This is a genomic window from Desulfosceptrum tomskiensis, from assembly GCF_049818055.1.
GTDB lineage: Bacteria > Bacillota > Desulfotomaculia > Desulfotomaculales > JASEER01 > JBFLVT01.
The window spans coordinates 2,111,666-2,129,984 of the sequence record NZ_CP187479.1; the positions used below are offsets into that span (position 1 = coordinate 2,111,666).

The 18,319-nt window shown below is 57.8% G+C and carries 20 protein-coding genes, 1 tRNA gene and 1 other RNA gene; 19 read left to right on the forward strand and 3 right to left on the reverse strand.

What is annotated here, in order from left to right:
* Positions 1–31: 31 nt before the first annotated feature.
* From ACPV0M_RS10730 to ACPV0M_RS10750, 5 genes are all read left to right on the forward strand, one after another.
* The gene (locus tag ACPV0M_RS10730; protein WP_425620626.1) at positions 32–1,498 is read left to right on the forward strand and encodes an ATP-binding protein; all 1,467 of its coding nucleotides are present in this window, start codon (positions 32–34) and stop codon (positions 1,496–1,498) included.
* A gap of 183 nt (positions 1,499–1,681) precedes the next feature.
* A complete protein-coding gene (locus ACPV0M_RS10735; protein WP_425620627.1) occupies positions 1,682–2,323 on the forward strand; it encodes a futalosine hydrolase in 642 nt (213 codons plus the stop codon).
* Positions 2,320–3,162, forward strand: a complete 843-nt coding sequence (locus ACPV0M_RS10740) for a 1,4-dihydroxy-6-naphthoate synthase (protein ID WP_425620628.1) — start codon at positions 2,320–2,322, stop codon at positions 3,160–3,162. Before ACPV0M_RS10735 ends, ACPV0M_RS10740 begins: the two co-directional genes overlap by 4 nt.
* Before the next feature lie 124 nt (positions 3,163–3,286).
* The gene (locus ACPV0M_RS10745; RefSeq protein ID WP_425620629.1) at positions 3,287–3,634 is read left to right on the forward strand and encodes a nucleotidyltransferase family protein; all 348 of its coding nucleotides are present in this window, start codon (positions 3,287–3,289) and stop codon (positions 3,632–3,634) included.
* Positions 3,622–4,029, forward strand: a complete 408-nt coding sequence (locus ACPV0M_RS10750; RefSeq protein ID WP_425620630.1) for an HI0074 family nucleotidyltransferase substrate-binding subunit — start codon at positions 3,622–3,624, stop codon at positions 4,027–4,029. Before ACPV0M_RS10745 ends, ACPV0M_RS10750 begins: the two co-directional genes overlap by 13 nt.
* A gap of 18 nt (positions 4,030–4,047) precedes the next feature.
* Here ACPV0M_RS10750 and ACPV0M_RS10755 read toward each other — a convergent pair whose 3' ends face one another.
* Both ACPV0M_RS10755 and ACPV0M_RS10760 read right to left on the reverse strand, forming a co-directional pair.
* A complete protein-coding gene (locus ACPV0M_RS10755; protein WP_425620631.1) occupies positions 4,048–4,434 on the reverse strand; it encodes a type II toxin-antitoxin system VapC family toxin in 387 nt (128 codons plus the stop codon).
* The gene (locus ACPV0M_RS10760; protein WP_425620632.1) at positions 4,431–4,661 is read right to left on the reverse strand and encodes a type II toxin-antitoxin system Phd/YefM family antitoxin; all 231 of its coding nucleotides are present in this window, start codon (positions 4,659–4,661) and stop codon (positions 4,431–4,433) included. Before ACPV0M_RS10760 ends, ACPV0M_RS10755 begins: the two co-directional genes overlap by 4 nt.
* 162 nt (positions 4,662–4,823) lie before the next feature.
* Here ACPV0M_RS10760 and ACPV0M_RS10765 point away from each other — a divergent pair.
* The 7 genes from ACPV0M_RS10765 (at position 4,824) to ACPV0M_RS10795 (ending at position 9,404) form a co-directional block, all read left to right on the forward strand.
* Positions 4,824–4,913: transfer RNA gene (locus ACPV0M_RS10765), tRNA-Ser, on the forward strand.
* Between the two features lie 239 nt (positions 4,914–5,152).
* Positions 5,153–5,419, forward strand: an RNA gene (gene ffs, locus ACPV0M_RS10770) — signal recognition particle sRNA large type.
* 186 nt (positions 5,420–5,605) lie between these two features.
* Positions 5,606–6,202 (forward strand): stage II sporulation protein R, encoded by a 597-nt coding sequence (spoIIR, locus tag ACPV0M_RS10775; protein ID WP_425620633.1) that lies wholly within the window; start codon positions 5,606–5,608, stop codon positions 6,200–6,202.
* A 221-nt stretch (positions 6,203–6,423) separates the two neighbouring features.
* The gene (locus ACPV0M_RS10780) at positions 6,424–6,906 is read left to right on the forward strand and encodes a hypothetical protein (RefSeq protein ID WP_425620634.1); all 483 of its coding nucleotides are present in this window, start codon (positions 6,424–6,426) and stop codon (positions 6,904–6,906) included.
* Complete coding sequence (locus tag ACPV0M_RS10785) at positions 6,896–7,522, forward strand: accessory gene regulator ArgB-like protein (protein ID WP_425620635.1); 627 nt, start codon at positions 6,896–6,898, stop codon at positions 7,520–7,522. The genes ACPV0M_RS10780 and ACPV0M_RS10785 overlap by 11 nt, the downstream gene beginning before the upstream one ends.
* Positions 7,523–7,544: 22 nt before the next feature.
* On the forward strand, positions 7,545–7,679 hold the full coding sequence (locus ACPV0M_RS10790; protein WP_425620636.1) for a cyclic lactone autoinducer peptide: 135 nt from the start codon (positions 7,545–7,547) through the stop codon (positions 7,677–7,679).
* A gap of 459 nt (positions 7,680–8,138) precedes the next feature.
* On the forward strand, positions 8,139–9,404 hold the full coding sequence (locus tag ACPV0M_RS10795; protein ID WP_425620637.1) for a diguanylate cyclase: 1,266 nt from the start codon (positions 8,139–8,141) through the stop codon (positions 9,402–9,404).
* Here the strand turns inward: ACPV0M_RS10795 and ACPV0M_RS10800 are convergent.
* Complete coding sequence (locus ACPV0M_RS10800; protein WP_425620638.1) at positions 9,382–9,522, reverse strand: hypothetical protein; 141 nt, start codon at positions 9,520–9,522, stop codon at positions 9,382–9,384. The two genes, ACPV0M_RS10795 and ACPV0M_RS10800, sit on opposite strands and share 23 nt — an antisense overlap.
* Before the next feature lie 377 nt (positions 9,523–9,899).
* Between ACPV0M_RS10800 and dnaX the strand changes: the two genes are divergently transcribed.
* The 7 genes from dnaX (at position 9,900) to ACPV0M_RS10835 (ending at position 18,096) form a co-directional block, all read left to right on the forward strand.
* Positions 9,900–11,270: a DNA polymerase III subunit gamma/tau gene (dnaX, locus tag ACPV0M_RS10805; protein ID WP_425620639.1), complete on the forward strand. Its 1,371-nt coding sequence runs from the start codon at positions 9,900–9,902 to the stop codon at positions 11,268–11,270.
* 25 nt (positions 11,271–11,295) lie between these two features.
* Complete coding sequence (locus ACPV0M_RS10810) at positions 11,296–11,598, forward strand: YbaB/EbfC family nucleoid-associated protein (RefSeq protein WP_425622198.1); 303 nt, start codon at positions 11,296–11,298, stop codon at positions 11,596–11,598.
* A gap of 326 nt (positions 11,599–11,924) precedes the next feature.
* Positions 11,925–12,521 carry a recombination mediator RecR gene (gene recR, locus ACPV0M_RS10815; protein ID WP_425620640.1) on the forward strand — a complete coding sequence of 199 codons (597 nt, stop codon included), beginning with the start codon at positions 11,925–11,927 and terminating at the stop codon, positions 12,519–12,521.
* 47 nt (positions 12,522–12,568) lie between these two features.
* Positions 12,569–12,841 carry a pro-sigmaK processing inhibitor BofA family protein gene (locus ACPV0M_RS10820; RefSeq protein WP_425620641.1) on the forward strand — a complete coding sequence of 91 codons (273 nt, stop codon included), beginning with the start codon at positions 12,569–12,571 and terminating at the stop codon, positions 12,839–12,841.
* Positions 12,842–13,346: 505 nt separating this feature from the next.
* On the forward strand, positions 13,347–13,913 hold the full coding sequence (locus tag ACPV0M_RS10825) for a 4Fe-4S dicluster domain-containing protein (protein WP_425620642.1): 567 nt from the start codon (positions 13,347–13,349) through the stop codon (positions 13,911–13,913).
* 92 nt (positions 13,914–14,005) lie between these two features.
* On the forward strand, positions 14,006–14,854 hold the full coding sequence (locus tag ACPV0M_RS10830) for a CoB--CoM heterodisulfide reductase iron-sulfur subunit B family protein (protein WP_425620643.1): 849 nt from the start codon (positions 14,006–14,008) through the stop codon (positions 14,852–14,854).
* 224 nt (positions 14,855–15,078) lie between these two features.
* Positions 15,079–18,096, forward strand: coding sequence for an FAD-dependent oxidoreductase (locus ACPV0M_RS10835; protein WP_425620644.1), 3,018 nt, complete (start codon positions 15,079–15,081; stop codon positions 18,094–18,096).
* Positions 18,097–18,319 lie beyond the last annotated feature (223 nt).

The window sequence follows — 18,319 nt, forward strand, 5'->3', positions numbered from 1 at the left end:
AGTGGCAAAAATGTAAAATAGGTGATGTTCAATGGTGATTATAAGCCGCGAGCGACTGCTGAAGGTCTTGTTTTCTTTTAATCCCTGGTGGACGACAGGCAATGTCCCCAGAGAATCGACGAAGCCGGTAAGGAGATTTGCCTATTACGAAGCAGATAAGGTTCTTAACCACCCGACGATCCGGCGTTCAGTGATTCTATCGGGCGCCCGCAGAGTGGGGAAGACAACAATTCTATACCAACTCATCGAAGATTTGCTGGGTCGGGGGATACCTGGAAAGCAGATTCTCTATGTATCGTTGGACCATCCCATTCTCAAGTTCTGTACCTTAGACGAAGTGGTTGAGATCTACGAGACTAACGTAGGCGGTGGCAACGAAGACCTCTACTTCTTCTTTGACGAAGTACACTATGCGCACGAGTGGGACCGTTGGCTGAAATACTTCTACGACCACCGCCCGACGTGGAAAATTGTTGCAACCGGTTCCGCCAGCCCGGTGTTGGCCGCCCAGGCGGCCGAAAGCGGGGTGGGACGGTGGACGGTCATCAGGATCCCGACCCTCTCTTTTTATGAGTACTGTGAGTTGATCAATGTACGGGACAGGCCCAAGCTGCGACCGGAAATCAAGCCGAGCGAATTAGCAAGGCTTTCCCGGCATGAATTGGATGACCTCATGCGGTCGCTTTCCGTGCTAGAAAAATACTTCCATCGCTATTTGTTGATCGGTGGATTTCCCGAAATTGCACTCTCAGATGACCTGCCGTTTGCGCAGAGAATACTCCGGGAGGACGTGGTCGATAAGGTCTTAAAAAGGGATTTGACCGCGTTGTTTAGTGTTCGCAATGTTGCCGAGCTGGAAAAAGTGTTTCTCTACATCTGCATTCACTCCGGGGGACTTATTACCATTGACACCCTTGCAAAGGAAATCGGGGTGGCTCGACAAACGGTTTCGAACTACCTGAGTATACTGGAGGCAGCCAACCTCATCTATATTAGCAATCCGGTGGAAATCAGCGGGAAGAAAACCCTAAAAGCAAAACCTAAAGTCTACATCGCTGATGCCGCAATTAGGAATGCTGTCCTCATGGCCGACGATGTCCTGACGAACCCGGATGAAATGGGGATAATCGTGGAGACCGCCGTGTACAAGCACGTCGCCGCTTTTTACTACCGGCAGCAAACGAGGGTTGGCTACTACCGGCAGACCGGAAAGGCGGACAAAGAAATTGACATAGTGGTTGATTACTCGCCTGTGGGACGGCTTTTGATCGAGGTCAAGTACAGGGAAGATGCCAAGATAGGGATAGGAGACGCTATCGTCGAGGTGGCCGACGATATACAGACTGCTGCCGCCCTGGTGATCACCAAGCGTCCGGAGGATTACGGAACGCTTGATTTCGCGGTTAGAACGCCGATTATTGCCATCCCGGCATTTGCCTTTCTTTATCTCCTGGGTCATGCTGAAAAGCACGGCTATCTGCTTCCTGGGAAGACTTAATCACCGACTTGATCGGCTGTTTTTCTTCGTGGGTTCGAATCCCACTCTCTCCGCTCTTTCCGGCTGTCCGGGGAGCAGGGAAAAAAGGGAAGGAAATAACTATTTGTCGAAATGCTAAGGGAAATGATATGATCAATCAGCCGGTGGTTTGCAGCGGCTCCGGCCTTGAAGGTGAAAAGCGAAATGCGTATTCTCGTGATGACGGCCGTCTCGGCGGAGAGGGAAGCGGTGTTGCGCGGCCTGCGCGGCGATAGCCGGTTTGACGTCTTGGTGGCCGGCGTTGGCCCGGTGGCGGCCGCCGCCAACACGGCGAAGGTGTTGGCAACCGCCAGGTACGACCTGGTCGTGAGCGCCGGCATCGGCGGAGGCTTTCCAGGTAAAGCCGAGGTGGGCTCCCTTGTAGTGGCGGACGAGATCGTTGCCGCCGACCTGGGAGTTGAGACCCCTGAAGGTTTCAGCAGTTTGGAGGAGTTGGGTTTCGGCTCCACCCACATCCGGGCCTATGCCGGCCTGGTGCACAGTGTGACGGAGGCCCTGCTCGCGGCCAAGTTGCCGGTCGTAGCCGGCCCTGTGCTCACCGTGTCGACGGCGACGGGTACGGCCGAGAGGGCCGCGGAGTTGGCCGCACGGGTGCCGGGGGCCGCCGCCGAGGCCATGGAGGGATATGGCGTGGCTTTTGCCGCGCACGAGCGCGGTGTACCAGTTCTGGAGCTTCGCGCCGTCTCTAACCGGGTCGGTCCGCGCGACCGGACCGCATGGCGTATCAAAGAGGCGCTGGACGTTTTGGAGGCAGCCAGCTCAGTATTATCGGAGGTATTGCGGTGAGAATTGCCTTCTCTCCTTGCCCCAACGACACGTTCATTTTCCACGCTTGGGTCCACGGACTGATCCCCGGTGCACCGAAGCTTGACGTGACCTATGCGGATATCGACGTCACGAACAGCCTGGCCGCCGGCTTCAACGGGCCGGAGGTGGTCAAGATTTCGTATGCGGCCCTGCCATGGGTGTTATCCGAGTACGCGCTGCTGCCGTGCGGGGGTGCGGTGGGCAGAGGATGCGGGCCGCTGGTGCTGACGAAAAGCGGCGCAGGCGGCGCCGACGATCCGGCGGTGCTGGCCGGCAGGCGGGTGGCGGTACCGAGCGAGCGATCAACCGCCTACTTGCTGTTCCGGCTGTGGGCCGCTGAACACGTGCCGGGGGGCGTGGGCGAGATCGTGGTTCTGCCGTTCCACAAGATCATGCCGGCGTTGCGGGACGGTATGGTTGATGCAGGGCTGGTGATCCACGAGGCGCGCTTCACCTACCCTTCGTACGGACTGACTCTCCTGGCCGACCTAGGCGGCTGGTGGGAGGCCGATACCAACCTGCCGCTTCCGCTGGGCGCGATCATCGCCCGCCGGTCACTGGATCTGCCGGCGGTCGCCGGCTCGATCCGGGCGTCGCTGGCCTATGCCTGGGCACACCCGGAGGCGTCGCGGGAGTACGTGCTGAGCCACGCCCAAGAGCTGTCCCCTGAAGTAGTAAAAGCGCACATCAAGCTTTACGTGAACGAGTTCACCATGGATTTAGGCGAGACGGGGTATGAGGCGGTAACCGCCCTGCTCAGCCGGGCCGCGCAAGCAGGGCTGGTCCCTAAGGTGGATACGGCGGCGCTGCGTATATAACAGGTGATACGCTCTTCCAGCCATGTCCGGCACGTATTTCGGCTTGATTTTTAAGAAACTTTTTTAAGCCTAAGGTGATTGCCGAAAATCCGGACCGGCAATATACTTATGTAGATGGAATGCATTGGAAAACGGACGTGATATCACGATGGGGAACACCAGAGTGGCATCCGACAAATTGAACGGTGGAGTCCTTGAGGAAGTCCGGCGTATTGTGCTTCAGGGACTTCGGGGGTTTGAAGCCCGTGTGTACCTTTTTGGTTCCCGGGCGCGGCATGATGCGTGGTGGTCTTCGGACGTCGATGTGGCTGTTTTATCCAAGCAACCTTTGCCGCGGGGGCTTTTGAGCGCGATCCGCGATGCTCTTGAGGAAAGCAATGTTCCCTATCAGGTGGATCTCGTGGACCTTTCAGAGGCTAGCCCGGCTTTCAGAGAGCGCGTAGAGCGGGAGGGATTGCTTTGGAACGAGTAAAGGAAAGAATCTCGGTGGCTCTCCGGGCCCTGGAGACCCTGGAAGAAGTTATAAATCTCAATCGCCCGCCCTCGCCGATTGAACGCGATGCCGCCATCCAGCGATTTGAGTACACCTTTGAAGCGGCGTGGAAGGCAGCTCAGGGATTTCTCAGGGAATTTGAAGGTATTGATGTAGGTTCCCCTAAGGGCGTCCTAAGGGCTTCGTTCAGGGTAGGTTTACTCACTGAGGATAGCGTCCGTCTCGGTCTGGAAATGGCTGATGATCGAAACCGGACCGTGCATACATATAACGCTGAACTCGCCGAGACGATTTACAAGCGTCTTTCGGGCTACGCCAGCCTGATGCGAAACTGGTTGAAAGCTATGGCTGCCGTCAGCGATAGGACAGAATAGTCCTGTTAATTCTTGCTATCACCATAGGACTTCAACCCGGTACTGGGCTATCTGTGGATCGGCGGTCAGGATGGGCAGGTCTTCAAGCTGAGCCTGGGCGATCAACATCCGATCAAAAGGGTCCTGGTGGAGGGGCGGCAGGGTATGAATATGTAAAGCATGGCGCATTTGCACGGGCAAAGAATCGATACCGTTAATGACAAGCTGCTCGGCGATAAACTCTTTGAAGTCATCCGGCAACTCCAGCTTGCCAAGTCTGGTCTTAATGGTCATCTCCCAGCCGCTGGCAGCGCTCAAGAACAGCGTATTGTTACCGTTGCTGATGATGCTGCGGGCTTTGGAAGATAACCTGGGATCGTCGGCAATCCACCACAGGAAAGCATGGGTGTCTAGAAGAACCCTCACTTTTCAAACGCCTCCAGGACCGACGGCGGAAGCGGGGCGTCAAAGTCGGGAGCGAGGCGGACCCTCCCTTTTGCGCTGCCGGGTGCCCGCCTATACGGTTTTTCAACTGCCGGCACCAGGCGCGCTACCGGTTTTCCGGCGTGGGCGATGACAATTTCCTCGCCTTGCTTAACACGCGCCAGGAGTTTGGAAAAATGGGTCTTGGCTTCATGGATATTTACCTGCATCGTTAAGCACCTCCATATCTATAATATGGACTAAGCTATAGACTAAGTCAATTATTATGATGATCGGTGGCTTGAAATCGGGAAGTATTGATGGTACAATGAGGATTGGTCACGATCATAGGACGGACAGCTTCATAAGTCTTCAGAGTATCATCCTTACGTGGAGAGATGGCCGAGCGGATGAAGGCGCACGCCTGGAGAGCGTGTGGGCGGGTAACCGCCTCGTGGGTTCGAATCCCACTCTCTCCGCCATATGAGAAGTGAGACGTGAGAGGTCCGATGTGGGAAAGGCCTCCACTTTGAGAAGTGAGACGTGAGAGGTCCGATGTGGGAAAGGCCTCCACTTTGAGAAGTGAGACGTGAGAGGTCGGAGGCGGGCATGGAAACCTGTAGGGCTTCTCACGTTAAGTGTCTTTTTACGAAATAAGAGGTGAGCGGTGTATAGCGGGACTACACACTTCCGACTTCACACCTCTCACATCACAATATGGCCGTGCTAGACGGGGAGGTAGCGGCGCCCTGTAACCCGCAATCCGCTATAGCGGGGTTGAATTCCTGCCCGCGGTTGCGGCTTGTGGGGTCTGACCGCCGTAAGGGGCGTTGACGGTTGGGTCTCGCGCGACGGAGCTTCCTGAACCGTGTCAGGTCCTGACGGAAGCAGCACTAAGGGAATCCCTCCGGGTGCCGTGAGGTCACCTGGCCTGAGCAACCTGCGGCCGGTAACGCCCGGAAGTCGTCTTCCAGAGGCAGGTGCACGGTCTATAATTTTGAAGAGGGGTAGGACTATGGTCCTCCCCCTTCTTGTTTTTGGGACTGTTGAAAAACGCTCTAAAAGGCGAGTAAGTGAGTTGCTAATTGGTTAAGACTATGGTCAGGAAACTGTTAAAAAGATCAGCCGGCCAAGTGTTTTGGCCGGTGATTGACGATAGCTGGAGGGCGGGATGATGCGCAAAAAGATACTGGCTTTAACGTTCGGGATAAGCTTGATCATAATGGGTTCGGCCTTCTGGTACTGGTCGGGCAAGGCCATGCAGACCTATAATGCTGATAACCTCATCCGATTTCATGTTATCGCCAACAGCGATAGCGAGGCCGATCAGGCTCTAAAGCTCGAGGTCCGCGACGCGGTCGTCCGGGCCATGACGCCGAAGGTTGGAGGTATCAGGAACGCGGAAGAGGCTCGTGAAGTGGTTAGGGCCAACGTCGGTATGATCCAGGAAGTCAGCCGGAAGCAGGTTCAACGCAGCGGCTACGATTACCCGGTGAGGGTTTATTACGGGCGGTATCCCTTCCCGGACAGGGTCTACGGGTCCTGGAAGGTGCCGGCCGGGGAGTATGAGGCGGTGCGCGTCGTGATCGGCGAAGGGTCCGGGCAGAACTGGTGGTGCGTGCTTTTCCCCCCGCTGTGCTTCGTGAGCGGCGGGCAGGACGGCGCTGTCGCCGCGGCGGCCGCCGGCGAGATGGCCCCGCCGGTCGAGGTCCGGCTGCGGTTCAAGGCCGCCGACCTTTGGCGCGAAGGGTTGAACCGGGTGTTACGGTAACAGCTTCAGTATTCAAACGAAGATCGCAAATATAAATGGAAGCAGGACCGAAAGGGACCCTGCTTCTCTCTTTTTTTACATCTTGCTTTAAGCCTTTGGTCTGAATTTTATGAGACTTCGGCCCTATTCAAACAGGAAAAAAGATTCATTTGGTCGAATTAGCTGCCAAGTTGTGTATCGGGATGCAGTAATTGGTCGGATTAGGGTAGGAGGCATAGGACATGCAATTAAGCCTATTGACGTTTTTCCTACAAGGGCTACCTGAAACAGTTGCATTCACTATTCTTATTTTTGCTATAGCGCGTATTCAATTGCGCTGGAAAATCATTACTCTAATCGCCCTAGTGCAAGCGTTACTAGCCTATGTTTTACGTTTGCTTCCCATTCCATTTGGTGTGCATACAGTCGTGCTTAGTCTTTTTTGGGTGTTCTATATGGTCAAATGCGGAAAAGTTTCTGTTCTAAAAGGATTATACTCGACATTTTTCGGGATAGCTTTGGTCATTCTTTATGAATTTTTAACGCATTTCTTCTATGTTGGGGTTTTAGGATTGCCTCTTCATGACCCTAGTTTTAAAAACTCTGTTGTTTGGATTTTCCTCGGTTGGCCGCATATCATCTTGTTATTCCTTACAGCCCTTGGGATTAACAAGGTGTTGGGCAAGCTAGATATTACGCAAGGGAGACCGGGCAGTGCGTTCTAGGTATGCCAGCCGTGCCGGGAAATACCTGCAAGAAAACCTGAAGCTTGATCCTGGAACGGCTGAAGTGGTTTCTTACGGTGCGGAGGTAGCCCTGCTGGGGGTTCTCGGGTTGGCCTCCATCCTGGCAGTCGCGGCGCTTCTCGGATGCGTCCCCGAAACGCTGGCCGTTGTTTTGGTCTTGTTCTTGATGCGGTCAACGGCCGGAGGGGCGCACTGCGCCAACCCTGTGAGCTGCAATATCGCCGGCGCGGTCATTATCCCGCTGCTGGGGAAAGTCAGTGCGGTATGGGGATCACGGCTTGTGTCAGTGGAGTCTCTTCTAGTCATCGGGGTGATCGTTCTCGGAATGGTGTTGTGGCTGGCGCCGGTGGACAACCCGAATAAGCCCATCAGGACCCGGCGCCACAGGCGGCGGCTGAAATTGATTGCTGTGTTGTTCATCGGGGTTGCGGTAGCTGCACAGCTCATCATGCTTGGTTATTCCCAAGAGTATCTTTCAATGGTAGCAGCTGTTTCCTGTGCTTTAGCGTGGGGAGGTTTAATTCTTACCCAACTCGGATGGCGGGTGATGGCCCTGTTTGACCGGCTGTCCCAAGCCTTTGGCGTCAGTGGATAATGATTTTTAGGGAGGTGAAATCGTGAATCGTATCAAATACCTTTTTCTTACCGCACTGACCGCGGCATTAGTTCTTTTAGCCAACGTTACCGCAGCTTCGGCCTGTATTTGGACATACTACGATCCTGAGATACCGGAACAGCTTGCAAAGTACTAAACTGAAGGAGGTGGGATCTTCCCACCTCCTTTAACGTAAAATGATATGGTGGGGTAAGACTTGCGGAAAATAGAGGCGGAACGAAACAAGAATCTACGTTTTTATATCGTTGCTGTTCAAGCCATCAGTTTTGTTGTCCTGATTCTCGCTTTAATTCTTGGGTTCCATATATCGTTCAGTAATTTGCAAGAAATGGTTTTTGACGTAACTATTAATGCAAAACTTGTTCTACTCACCCTTTTTTGTTTTTTGGCAGTAGCAGTTACGTTATATTTTCTAGATAATGAAAACATTCAATTGCGTGTAACGGGTACCATAAAGGCTTTGGATCTTTTGTATTTGGGCTTACCTATCCTTTTATCTTTGATTATTTTAATTATTGATCCACATAACTCTCGTGTTATTATCCTTGTGCCGGTTCTTATCGCTGCCACTCTTAAGGGGCGTAGGATAGGTACTGTGACGGCCTTACTTGCGCTTTCTTTTCTTGGATTTATTTGTTATGACCACCTCAACAGTGCAGATCTGTTCTTAGCGATTATAACCCTTACCATCGGCTGGGTTCTTGGCGGGATTATCGACGTCGAGACCCGGTATTCGCAGCAGGTGGCGGCCCTGGCCAACAGGGACGACCTGACCGGGTTGCTGAACCACCGGGCTTTCCACGAAGAACTGGAAAAGCGGTTCGCCCTGGCCGAGCAGCGGAATCACAGCCTGGCCATGGTTATCGGCGACATCGATAACTTTAAACATTATAACGATAGCTACGGCCATCTGCACGGGGACAGGATCCTGGCGACCATCGGGTCGCTGATGGTCGAGGAGATAGGCAACCGGGGGGTGGTGGCCCGCTACGGGGGAGAGGAGTTCGCGATCATCCTGCCGGGGCGCACGGCCGAAGAGACCCGCGGCATCGTGGAAAATATTCGTCAAAGGATAGAAGTCTACCCCTTCGAGGGACGGGAGAGGCAGCCGTCCGGAGCGGTGACCATGTCATTCGGCATCGCCGCCTTCCCGGAGCACGCCCCCAGCGCCAAAGAACTGCTGGTATTGGCCGACCACGCCCTCTATAAGGCCAAGTTCGGCAGCAAGAATAAGGTGGAGGTTTATTCCTCCGTCCTCCACCCGCTTTATTGCCAGCTCGGCAAGGAAGAGCGGGAGCAGCTGAACTCGATCCGCACCCTGATCCAGGTCATCAACGTTAAGGACAGTTATACTTACGGCCACTCGGAGCGGGTCGTGGAATACTGTCTCAGCCTCGGCGCGGCGGTAGGACTGTCGGGTAACGACCTGCTGGAGCTTTCCTACGCGGCTTACCTGCACGACATCGGTAAGGTGGAAATATCCCGCGCCCTGCTGAATAAGAAGGGCGCCCTGGCGGCCGACGAAATGGCCGTCCTCAGGCAGCACCCCGTCTGGGGCGCCGAAATCGTGAAACCGATTCCCTTCATCCACAGCTTGGCTCCCGCGATTCTCCACCACCACGAGAACTACGACGGCAGCGGCTACCCGGACGGCCTTGCCGGCGACGATATACCGGTAGCCGCGCGGATTATTCGTATCGCCGACAGCTACGACGCCATGACCACGGAAAGGCCCTACGGAGAAGTGAAAACCCCGGAGCAGGCCTGCGCGGAGATCGCCAGGCTGGCCGGAACGGCTTACGACCCGGAGTTAGCCCGTGTCTTCACAGAGATTATAATCAAAAATGTTTCTTCTTCCTGATGATGCTGTAGCCCAGCCATCCGGTCAGAGGAATGAGCACGGCGTGGGTGAGCCAGAATCCGGCGCTCGGAAACCCCCAAAAGCCTAGTTTGACATTGTTCGACTGCCGCTTGTGCAACTTCCTCGCCTCCTCGATTTATTACTAATAGCGTGTGCGATCAAAAGAGCTTTGATTAAGGATAATTTTACTTCTGCACGACAATGAAGCCGACTGCAAGATTTTCATCTTTGCTCATAAAACCGCAAATTTCACAAAAATTTTACTTTCGCGCATCAGGAAGCCGGATGTAAGCGACTTCCCGTTTCCGGTCTCTGACCTCTGATTTATTAACCCTCGGTGAAATCCCGGAGGGATTTCTTCGAGTCCGACTTCTGACTTCCGACCTCTGACCTCTTTATTGACCTGCTCTGGAAGGATGTGCTACCCTTTTTACGTAATCATCAGCCGGCCCGCCGGGGCCGCCGAGCGCCAAACAACGAAGAGGTGGCAGATTATTGAGCTACCGCGCCCTCTACCGCACGTGGCGTCCGCAGACCTTTGAAGGAATCGTTGGGCAGGAACACGTAACCCGCACCTTGTCCAACGCCGTGCGCATGGGCAGGCAGGCCCATGCCTACCTTTTCTGCGGCCCGCGCGGGACGGGCAAGACGTCGACCGCCAAGATCTTGGCCAAGGCCGTCAACTGCCGTAGCCGCGAGGACGGCAACCCCTGCAATAAATGCCCGTCCTGCGTAGGGATCAACGAGGGTTCGGCGGTTGATTTTCTCGAGATCGACGCCGCCAGCAACCGCGGCGTCGACGAAATCCGCGACCTGCGCGAAAAGGTCAAGTTTCGGCCCGCCGCCTCCCCTTTCAAGGTTTACATCGTGGACGAGGTCCACATGCTGACGCACGAGGCCTTCAACGCCCTGCTCAAGACGCTGGAGGAGCCGCCGGAACACGTCGTCTTTATCCTGGCCACCACCGAACCGCACAAGGTGCCTCTGACCATCAGCTCGCGCTGCCAGCGCTTTGATTTCCGGCGGATCGGGGCGCAAGACATCGTCGAGCGCCTGGCGGAGGTCGCCCGGGGCGCCGGCATCAAGGTTGAGCCGGGCGTCCTGGAGCTGATCGCCAGGGTGGCCGACGGCAGCCTCCGCGACGCCCTCGGCCTGCTGGACCAGGTGGCCGCGCTGGGAGACGGGGTGGCGCGCCTTGACGACGCCCATGACATCCTGGGGACGGTTAACGAGGACTTTTTTAAGCGTCTGGTGGACCAGCTCGCCTGCGGGGACGCCGGGGGCGCGATCCGGGGCCTGCACGAGGTGGAGGCCAGCGGCAAGGACCTGAGGATTTTCGCCCGCGAGTTTACGGACTACCTGCGGGGCGGTCTCCTGGACGTCCTTGACGGCCGGCCGGGAAAGGTTGCCTTGGCGGAGGATGGAATGGTCCGTTTGCTGAGCCTTTTTGCCCAGGCCGAACAGGAAATGCGGTTTGCCACCCGCCAGATCCTGCCGCTGGAACTGGCGGTGGTGCGTTTCGTCCGCGAGCCCCTGCCGGGGAGTGCCGCGGCCCAAGCCGGGCACCCCGCCGAAGGTGCCGGCGAGAGCCCGGCCCGGCAAAGCGCCGGCCCCGACCGCGATTTGTGGCTGAAGGTGTGCCAGGGACTGAAAGAAAGCCGCCCGGCAGCCGCGGCGTTTTTGAGTAAGGCGTCCAGCGTCCGTATTAAACCGGGCCGTATGGTCATACGCTTTAAAGACAGCTTCGCCATGGCCAACATCGCCAAACCCGAGAACAGGAAGGTCATTGAGGAGCTGCTGTCGCAGTTTTCCCCGGGGCGATGGCAGGTCCAGTGTGTCATGGACGACACAACCGGGGAAGCTTAATGAAGGAGGTCGGATAACCTTGGATATGGGCAAAATGATGAAACAGGTGCAAAAGCTGCAGGCCGACATGGCGAGGATGCAGGAGGAACTGGGCCAGCGCACGGTGGAGGCCGCCGCCGGCGGCGGCGCGGTCAAGGTCGCGGCCAACGGCAAGCAGGAGATCGTCTCGATAACCATCAGCCCGGAGGCCGTCGACCCGGATGACGTCGAGATGCTCCAGGACCTCGTCCTGGCGGCCGTCAACGAAGCCCTGCGCCAGTCCCGCGACATGGCGGCTCAAGAAATGAGCAAGCTTACCGGCGGACTGTCGGTGCCGGGGCTGTTCTAACGCTGCGCGTTAAACGTAAGACGTAAGACATAGGACGTAAGACGTAGGACGGGAAGCTCGGTAGCCGACTGGGGAGTCAGATTGGATACAGGTCTGACCTTATAGCGTCTTAAAGACAAAGAGTTATCTCCAGTATGAAGATAAAACTAGACATAAGAGACGTAGGGTATACGGTCGCGTTTACAATTGACTAGGGGCGAATCCGTTAACTCTCTGGTTGTTTCGTCCTAAGTCCCGAGTCCTAAGTCTTACGTCCAGCGTCTTAAGCCAGTGTCTACTAAGTGCGTTAAAAGATTTTGAGTTGCAAACGAAACTAGGAGAAAGACATGTACTACGCGCGTCCTGTCGCCCGGCTGATCGAGGAACTGGGCAAGCTTCCCGGCATCGGTCCGAAGACGGCGCAAAGGCTGGCCTTTTACCTCATCGGGGCCCCGCCCGAGGTGGCCGGCAGCCTTGCCAAAGCCATTATCGAGGCCCGCCGGGGTATTTCCCGCTGTTCGGTCTGCGCCAACCTGACCGATAGCGACCCCTGCCATCTTTGCCGGGACCAGGGACGCGACGCCGGGCTGATCTGCGTGGTCGAACACCCCAAGGACGTGGTGGCCCTGGAGAAGGCCCACGGTTTCAGGGGTCTTTACCACGTCCTCCACGGCAGCCTTTCGCCCATGGACGGGGTGGGGCCCGGCGACCTCACCGTCGACATGCTGCTCGCCCGCGTTAAGTCCGGGAAGGTCAGCGAGGTCATCGTGGCGACCAACGCCAACCTGGAAGGCGAGACGACGGCCCTGTACCTGAGCAAACTCCTGCGCCCTCTGGGGGTCAGGGTGACCAGGCTGGCTTACGGCCTGCCGGTGGGCGCCGATCTCGAGTATGCCGACAGCCGGACTTTAAGCAGGGCCATCGAGGGCAGAAGAGAGGTATAATCCCTCCCGGGTTTCATATATTTGGCAGTAGGACAACCTGGGAGGTGATGCGGGTGGAATGGAAGGTCATTCTGCTCAGTCTGTTGGGGTTGGCGGGATTATACCTGATCGGCTCGTTCTTCGTAACCCCTTTTAAGTACCTCTGTCGCCTGTTCGGCTATGTCGTCGTGGGGGCCGTTCTGCTGGCTTTGATCAATATCGGGGGGTCGGTGTTCGATTTTCACATCGCCATCAACCCGTTGACCGTTTTAACGGCGGGCTTTCTCCAGATCCCGGGGGTGGTACTGCTCATCCTCGCCAAGTTGCTGCTAGGTCAGTAAGCAGTCGTCAGGCAGCGGTCGTCGGGAAGTATCGGCGTTGGCAGGCACTGTGTTTTCCGGCAGGTAGCAGCTAGACAGTGGGCCGAACCAGAGTCACAGAGAGTGGGACTGACAGAAGAGAATCCAGTATTTGACTGGGTTCTCTTCTTATGTTTTCGTAGGAATTCCCGAACGTGAATTCCTACGAGTCTAAAGACCGATGACTGACTACTGATTTGGGATACGTTTCACATCACAAGCAGACCGCTAGCAACGATATTTCTACCGTTTACCGCCGTTTAATGGAACGCCGTTTGCCCCCGGCTTACTATGAGTATGAAGAGCAATTTTTGACCGGCCCATACGCTACGAAAACCGTCAAACTTCTTGCCTGACGCACGCCAACAACCTTAGCAGCGCTAAGCCGCTGGTTTCCACCATGACAAGGACCGGATGTGGACAGCGGTTTTTTGGTCGGGCTGAAAGTCAGAATAATCTGAAATCACTGTCAGGGAGGTAGGCGGATATGGTGGTGGTGTCCAACCGGCTGCCGCTTGAGCGGGACCACCGGTTTCTTGACGAGGTGAGGCAGCGGAGCGGCCAGGCCCTGGAACGCTGTTTCCAGTGCCAGAAGTGCGCGTCCGGCTGTCTCCTGGCCGATTACGCCGATTACGCGCCCAACCAGATCCTGAGGATGGTCCAGTTCGGCCTCCGCGACAAGGTCCTGGGCAGTTCGGCGATCTGGCTGTGCTCGTCGTGCCAGGCCTGCGGGGCCCGGTGCCCCAACGGCATCGACCTGTCGGCTGTAATGGACTGCCTTAAAGAAATGGCCGTTGCGGCGGGAATCGGCAATGATGAACACGCGGCCTTGTTTCACAGGCTTTTTCTTAACGAGATCGCCCACCGCGGGCGTGTGAACGAGGCCCTGGTGCTGGCGAAGTACAAGTTGAGGACCCGTGAGTTGCTGGCCGATTTGCCGCTGGGCTTCAGCCTGTTCAGAAAGGGCAAGATGTCGTTGTTTTCCAGCCGGGTTAAAGACCGGGAGGCCTTGAACCGGATCTTCGAACGCACCGCCCAGTGCAAACCCGCCTAAATGGCTTTAAGCATTAGGCTTAATGCCTTGTCACGACTTATTGAAACCTACTGCACAAGGCCTTAACCGGTCTTAAAGAGGTGTCATCTGTTGTGAAGGTTTCCTTCTATCCTGGCTGTTCGCTGGAGTCTACGGCGAGGGAATACAGCGCGTCTTCGCGGGCGGTCTGCGAGGCTCTGGAGGTTGAACTTAGGGAAATCAAAGATTGGAACTGCTGCGGCGCCACCTCGGTGCACAGCTTGAACTCCGCGCTGGCCCTCGCCCTGCCGGCCCGCAACCTTGCCCTGGCCCGGGACGAGGGCCGCGCCGTCGTTACGCCGTGCGCGGCCTGCTACAGCCGCCTGCGCCTGGCGCAGCACACCCTGCGCCGCGACAAGGAAAAGCGCAGGGCGACGGAGGAAGTCCTGGGCCTTCCCCTCGGCCGCCTCGTCGAGGTGTGGTCCTTGTTGGAGCTGATTACCGAGCAAATCGGGTTGGACCGGGTCGCCGGCCGGGTCAGGCAGCCGCTCGGCGGCTTGAAGGTGGCCTGCTATTACGGCTGCCTCCTGGTGCGGCCGGCCAAGGTGACCGGCATGGGCAGGCCGGAAGACCCCCGCTGGCTTGACGACCTGATGTCCTGCCTGGGGGCCGAGGTCAGGCCGTGGTCGTACAAAACGGACTGCTGCGGGGCCAGCCACGCCATCACCAACCCCGACGTGGCCCGGGGACTCGTCGGGCGCCTACTGGATATGGCGGGGGAGGCGGGAGCCGAGGCCCTGGTGACGGCCTGCCCCCTTTGCCAGACGAACTTTGAGACACAGCGGCCCAGGGACAACGACCGGCCCACCTTTTATTTCACCGAGCTGATGGGGCTGGCTTTCGGTCTCCCCGAAACCAAGAACTGGCTGAGCAAACATCTCGTAGATCCGGTGCCTCTATTAGTTAAACTTGGACTGATTTAAGGACGTAGGACATAAGACATAAGATGTAAGACGTAAGACTTAAGACGTAAGATGTAGGAACTTGAAGACCCAGGTTCATTTCCAGGTTCTTAAGATCTCAGGTCCGATATCCAATACCTAATATTCCGGTACTGACGCTTGTAACACCAAGTTCAGCTCCCTAAGGCCGAAGTCTTAAGTCTTAAGTCCTACTCTAAACGACCGTTACGGAGGAGGTTGGGGCCGTGACCCGGGACGATCGATCGAAAGGGCTTGTGGGTGCGGTACTGGTGGTCGGCGCCGGGGTCGGCGGCATTCAGGCGGCCCTCGACCTGGCTAACGCCGGGTTCCGGGTCTACCTGGTTGAGCGTCAGCCGGCGATCGGAGGGCGGATGGCCCAGCTCGACAAGACTTTTCCCACCAACGACTGTTCGATGTGCACGCTGGCCCCCCGGCTGGTGGAGTGCAGCCGCCACCCGAATATTACGATCATGCCTTGCGCCGAGGTCCGCGAGGTGACGGGAGACATAGGGGACTTCACGGTACGGGTGCGCTTGCACGCCCGGTACGTAGACATTGACAAGTGCAAGGGCTGCGGAGACTGTGAAGAGGTCTGTCCGATTTCGGTAAAGGATGCCTTCAACGAAGGGTTGAGCTTGCACAAGGCCATCTATCGCCCCTATGCCCAGGCCTTCCCGAATGCTTTTGTCATCGACATGGAAAAATGTCCCGAATGCGTGGAGTGCCAGGAGGCCTGTCTTGCCGGGGCTATTGACCCGTTGATGTGGGATCAAGATGTCCGGTTTAGAGTAGGGGCAATCATTATCAGTGCCGGATATGACCTGTTTGATCCCGAAAAAAGAGGGGAGTACGGTTTCGGGCTCTATCCCAACGTCGTCACCTCTCTGCAATTCGAACGCATGTTGAGCGCCTCGGGGCCTTTCGGCGGCCATCTCCAGCGCCCTTTGGACGGGAGGGCGCCGCACCGCATCGCCTTCATCCAGTGCGTGGGTTCCCGCGACGTGTCGGGCGGCTTGGAATACTGCTCCGCCGTGTGTTGCATGTATACTGCCAAGCAGGCCCTTGTCGCTTTGGAACACGTGCCCGGGGCGGAAATCACCGTTTTTTGCATCGACGTGAGGGCCCACGGGAAAGATTTTGAACGCTATCACGCGCGCGCGCTGGCGCGGGGCGTCCGCTACGTGCGGAGCATGGTTTCGTCCGTCAAGGAGATGCAGGAGAGCAAAAACCTGCGCCTGCGTTACAGGGACGCCGACGGGCGCTTCCGGGAGGAGGACTTCGACCTGGTCGTCTTGGCCCTGGGAATGGTCCCGGCCGAAGGAACGGCGCGGCTGGCCTCGGCCATGGGCGTGGATCTGAACCGTTACGGATTTGTCCGTTCCTGGGAACTCTACCCCGGCCTGACCTCGCGCGCGGGCGTCTTTGCCGGCGGGGCCGTCTGTGGTCCCCGGGACATCCCGGAAACGGTCATTGACGCCGGCGCGGCGGCGGCCAACGCGGCCCGCGTCCTTGCCCCCGTCAGGGGTACACGGGCCGCAAGCAAACAGTACCCTCCGGAACGCGACGTCAGCGGCGAGCCCCCCAGGATAGGGGTTTTTGTTTGCCGTTGCGGCGTCAACATCGGCGGCGTGGTTGACGTTCCCGCGGTGGTGGAGCGGGCCCGCCGCCTGGATGGCGTGGTCCTGGCCGAAGAGTGCTTGTTCGCCTGCGCGCAGGACAGCATCCAGCACATCGCCGCGCGGATTGAAGAGTACGGGCTCAACAGGGTGGTCGTCGCCTCCTGCACGCCCCGGACGCACGCCCCGCTTTTCCAGGACAGCCTGCGCGAGGCCGGCTTGAACCCCTACCTGTACGAACACGTCAACATCCGCGAGCACGTTTCCTGGGTGCACCAGCTTTTCCTGCAGGAGGCCACCCGGAAGGCCGCGGACCTCGTGGCGATGGGCGTGGCCAAAGCCCGGCTGCTCAAGCCCCAGGCCGTCACGGACATTCCCGTCGTGAAGCGCGCCCTGGTGGTCGGGGGCGGCCTGGCCGGGATGACGGCTGCCCTGACGATCGCCGACCAGGGTTTTCCGGTGACCCTGGTCGAAAAGGAGGCCTTGCTCGGCGGCAATGCCAGACGGCTGGGCCGGACGCTGGACGGGGCTGAGATCTATGGTTTTCTGGATGAACTGATCGCGCGGCTCGAATATCATCCGCTGGTGGAGGTGTGCACCGGGACGGAGGTCGCGGCGGTCAAAGGCTACGTCGGCAATTTCCGCAGCACGCTAAAGTGCGGTGACGCCGAGTGGGAGATCGACCACGGGGCGGCGGTCATCGCCACGGGCGCGGAGGAATACCGTCCGCAGGAGTACCTGTACGGGCAGCATCCCGACGTCCTGACGCAGAGCGAGCTGGAAAGGCGCCTGGAAATCGGGGTGTCTCCCGGTGTCAGAAGCGTCGTCATGATCCAGTGCGTGGGCTCGCGCACCGCGGAACGCCCTTACTGCAGCAGGGTGTGCTGCGGCCAGACGGTGAAGAACGCCCTGCGCATCAAGGAGCTCTCCCCGAAGACCGAAGTCTACGTCCTTTACCGCGACATGCGCACCTACGGCTTCCAGGAACAGTTTTACCGGGCGGCCAGGGAAAGGGGCGTGGTCTTTGTCCGCTACGAGCCCGACGACCCGCCGGTCGTGGAGGCCGGCCGGGATAACCTCTTCGTCCGCGTAACCGACCCGGTGCTCGGGGAGAGGCTCGTCCTCGACGCTGATATCCTGGCCCTGGGCACGGCCATCGTGCCGCGCCGGGACAGCCAGGCGCTGGCCCGGCTTTTCAGGCTCCCGCTGAACGCCGACGGTTTCTTTGCCGAGGCGCACGTTAAGCTGCGCCCGGTGGATTTCGCCAGCGACGGCGTTTACCTCTGCGGCCTGGCCCATGCGCCGAAGATGCTCGGCGAGTCCCTGGCCCAGGCCCAGGCCGCGGCCATGCGCGCCGTCACCCTGCTGTCGAGGGAGCGTTTACAAGGCCAGGGCAACGTGGTCAGGGTCGATCCGGAACGGTGCAGCGGGTGCGGGATATGCGTGGAGGTCTGCCCTTACAAGGCCCGGGAAATCGCCGCCGGCCAAAAGGTGGCCGTCGTCAACGAGGCGACCTGCCGGGGCTGCGGCACGTGCGCCGCGGCCTGCCCGGGCGGCGCCTGCCGGCAGGAGGGCTTCGAAGACGAGCAGGTCTACGCGATGATTGAGGCGGCGCTAAGCGGCTAGCCAGCCGCAGCATTCAGCAAATGGGCAAGGTTGAGTGTGCCGTCGGAGCCAGCCCTATGAGTATTAGGCGGGATATCGGATGTTGGAAACTGGATGTTCTTCGTCCATTGTGTGTTAGGACGGCCCCGGCGGGGAAGGTTATGACTGAAAAACCTGTAACGATAAAGCGTTAGTCGATTATTCTTGGGAATTTGGTTTAGTTTTCGGTATACTGATGTAAACC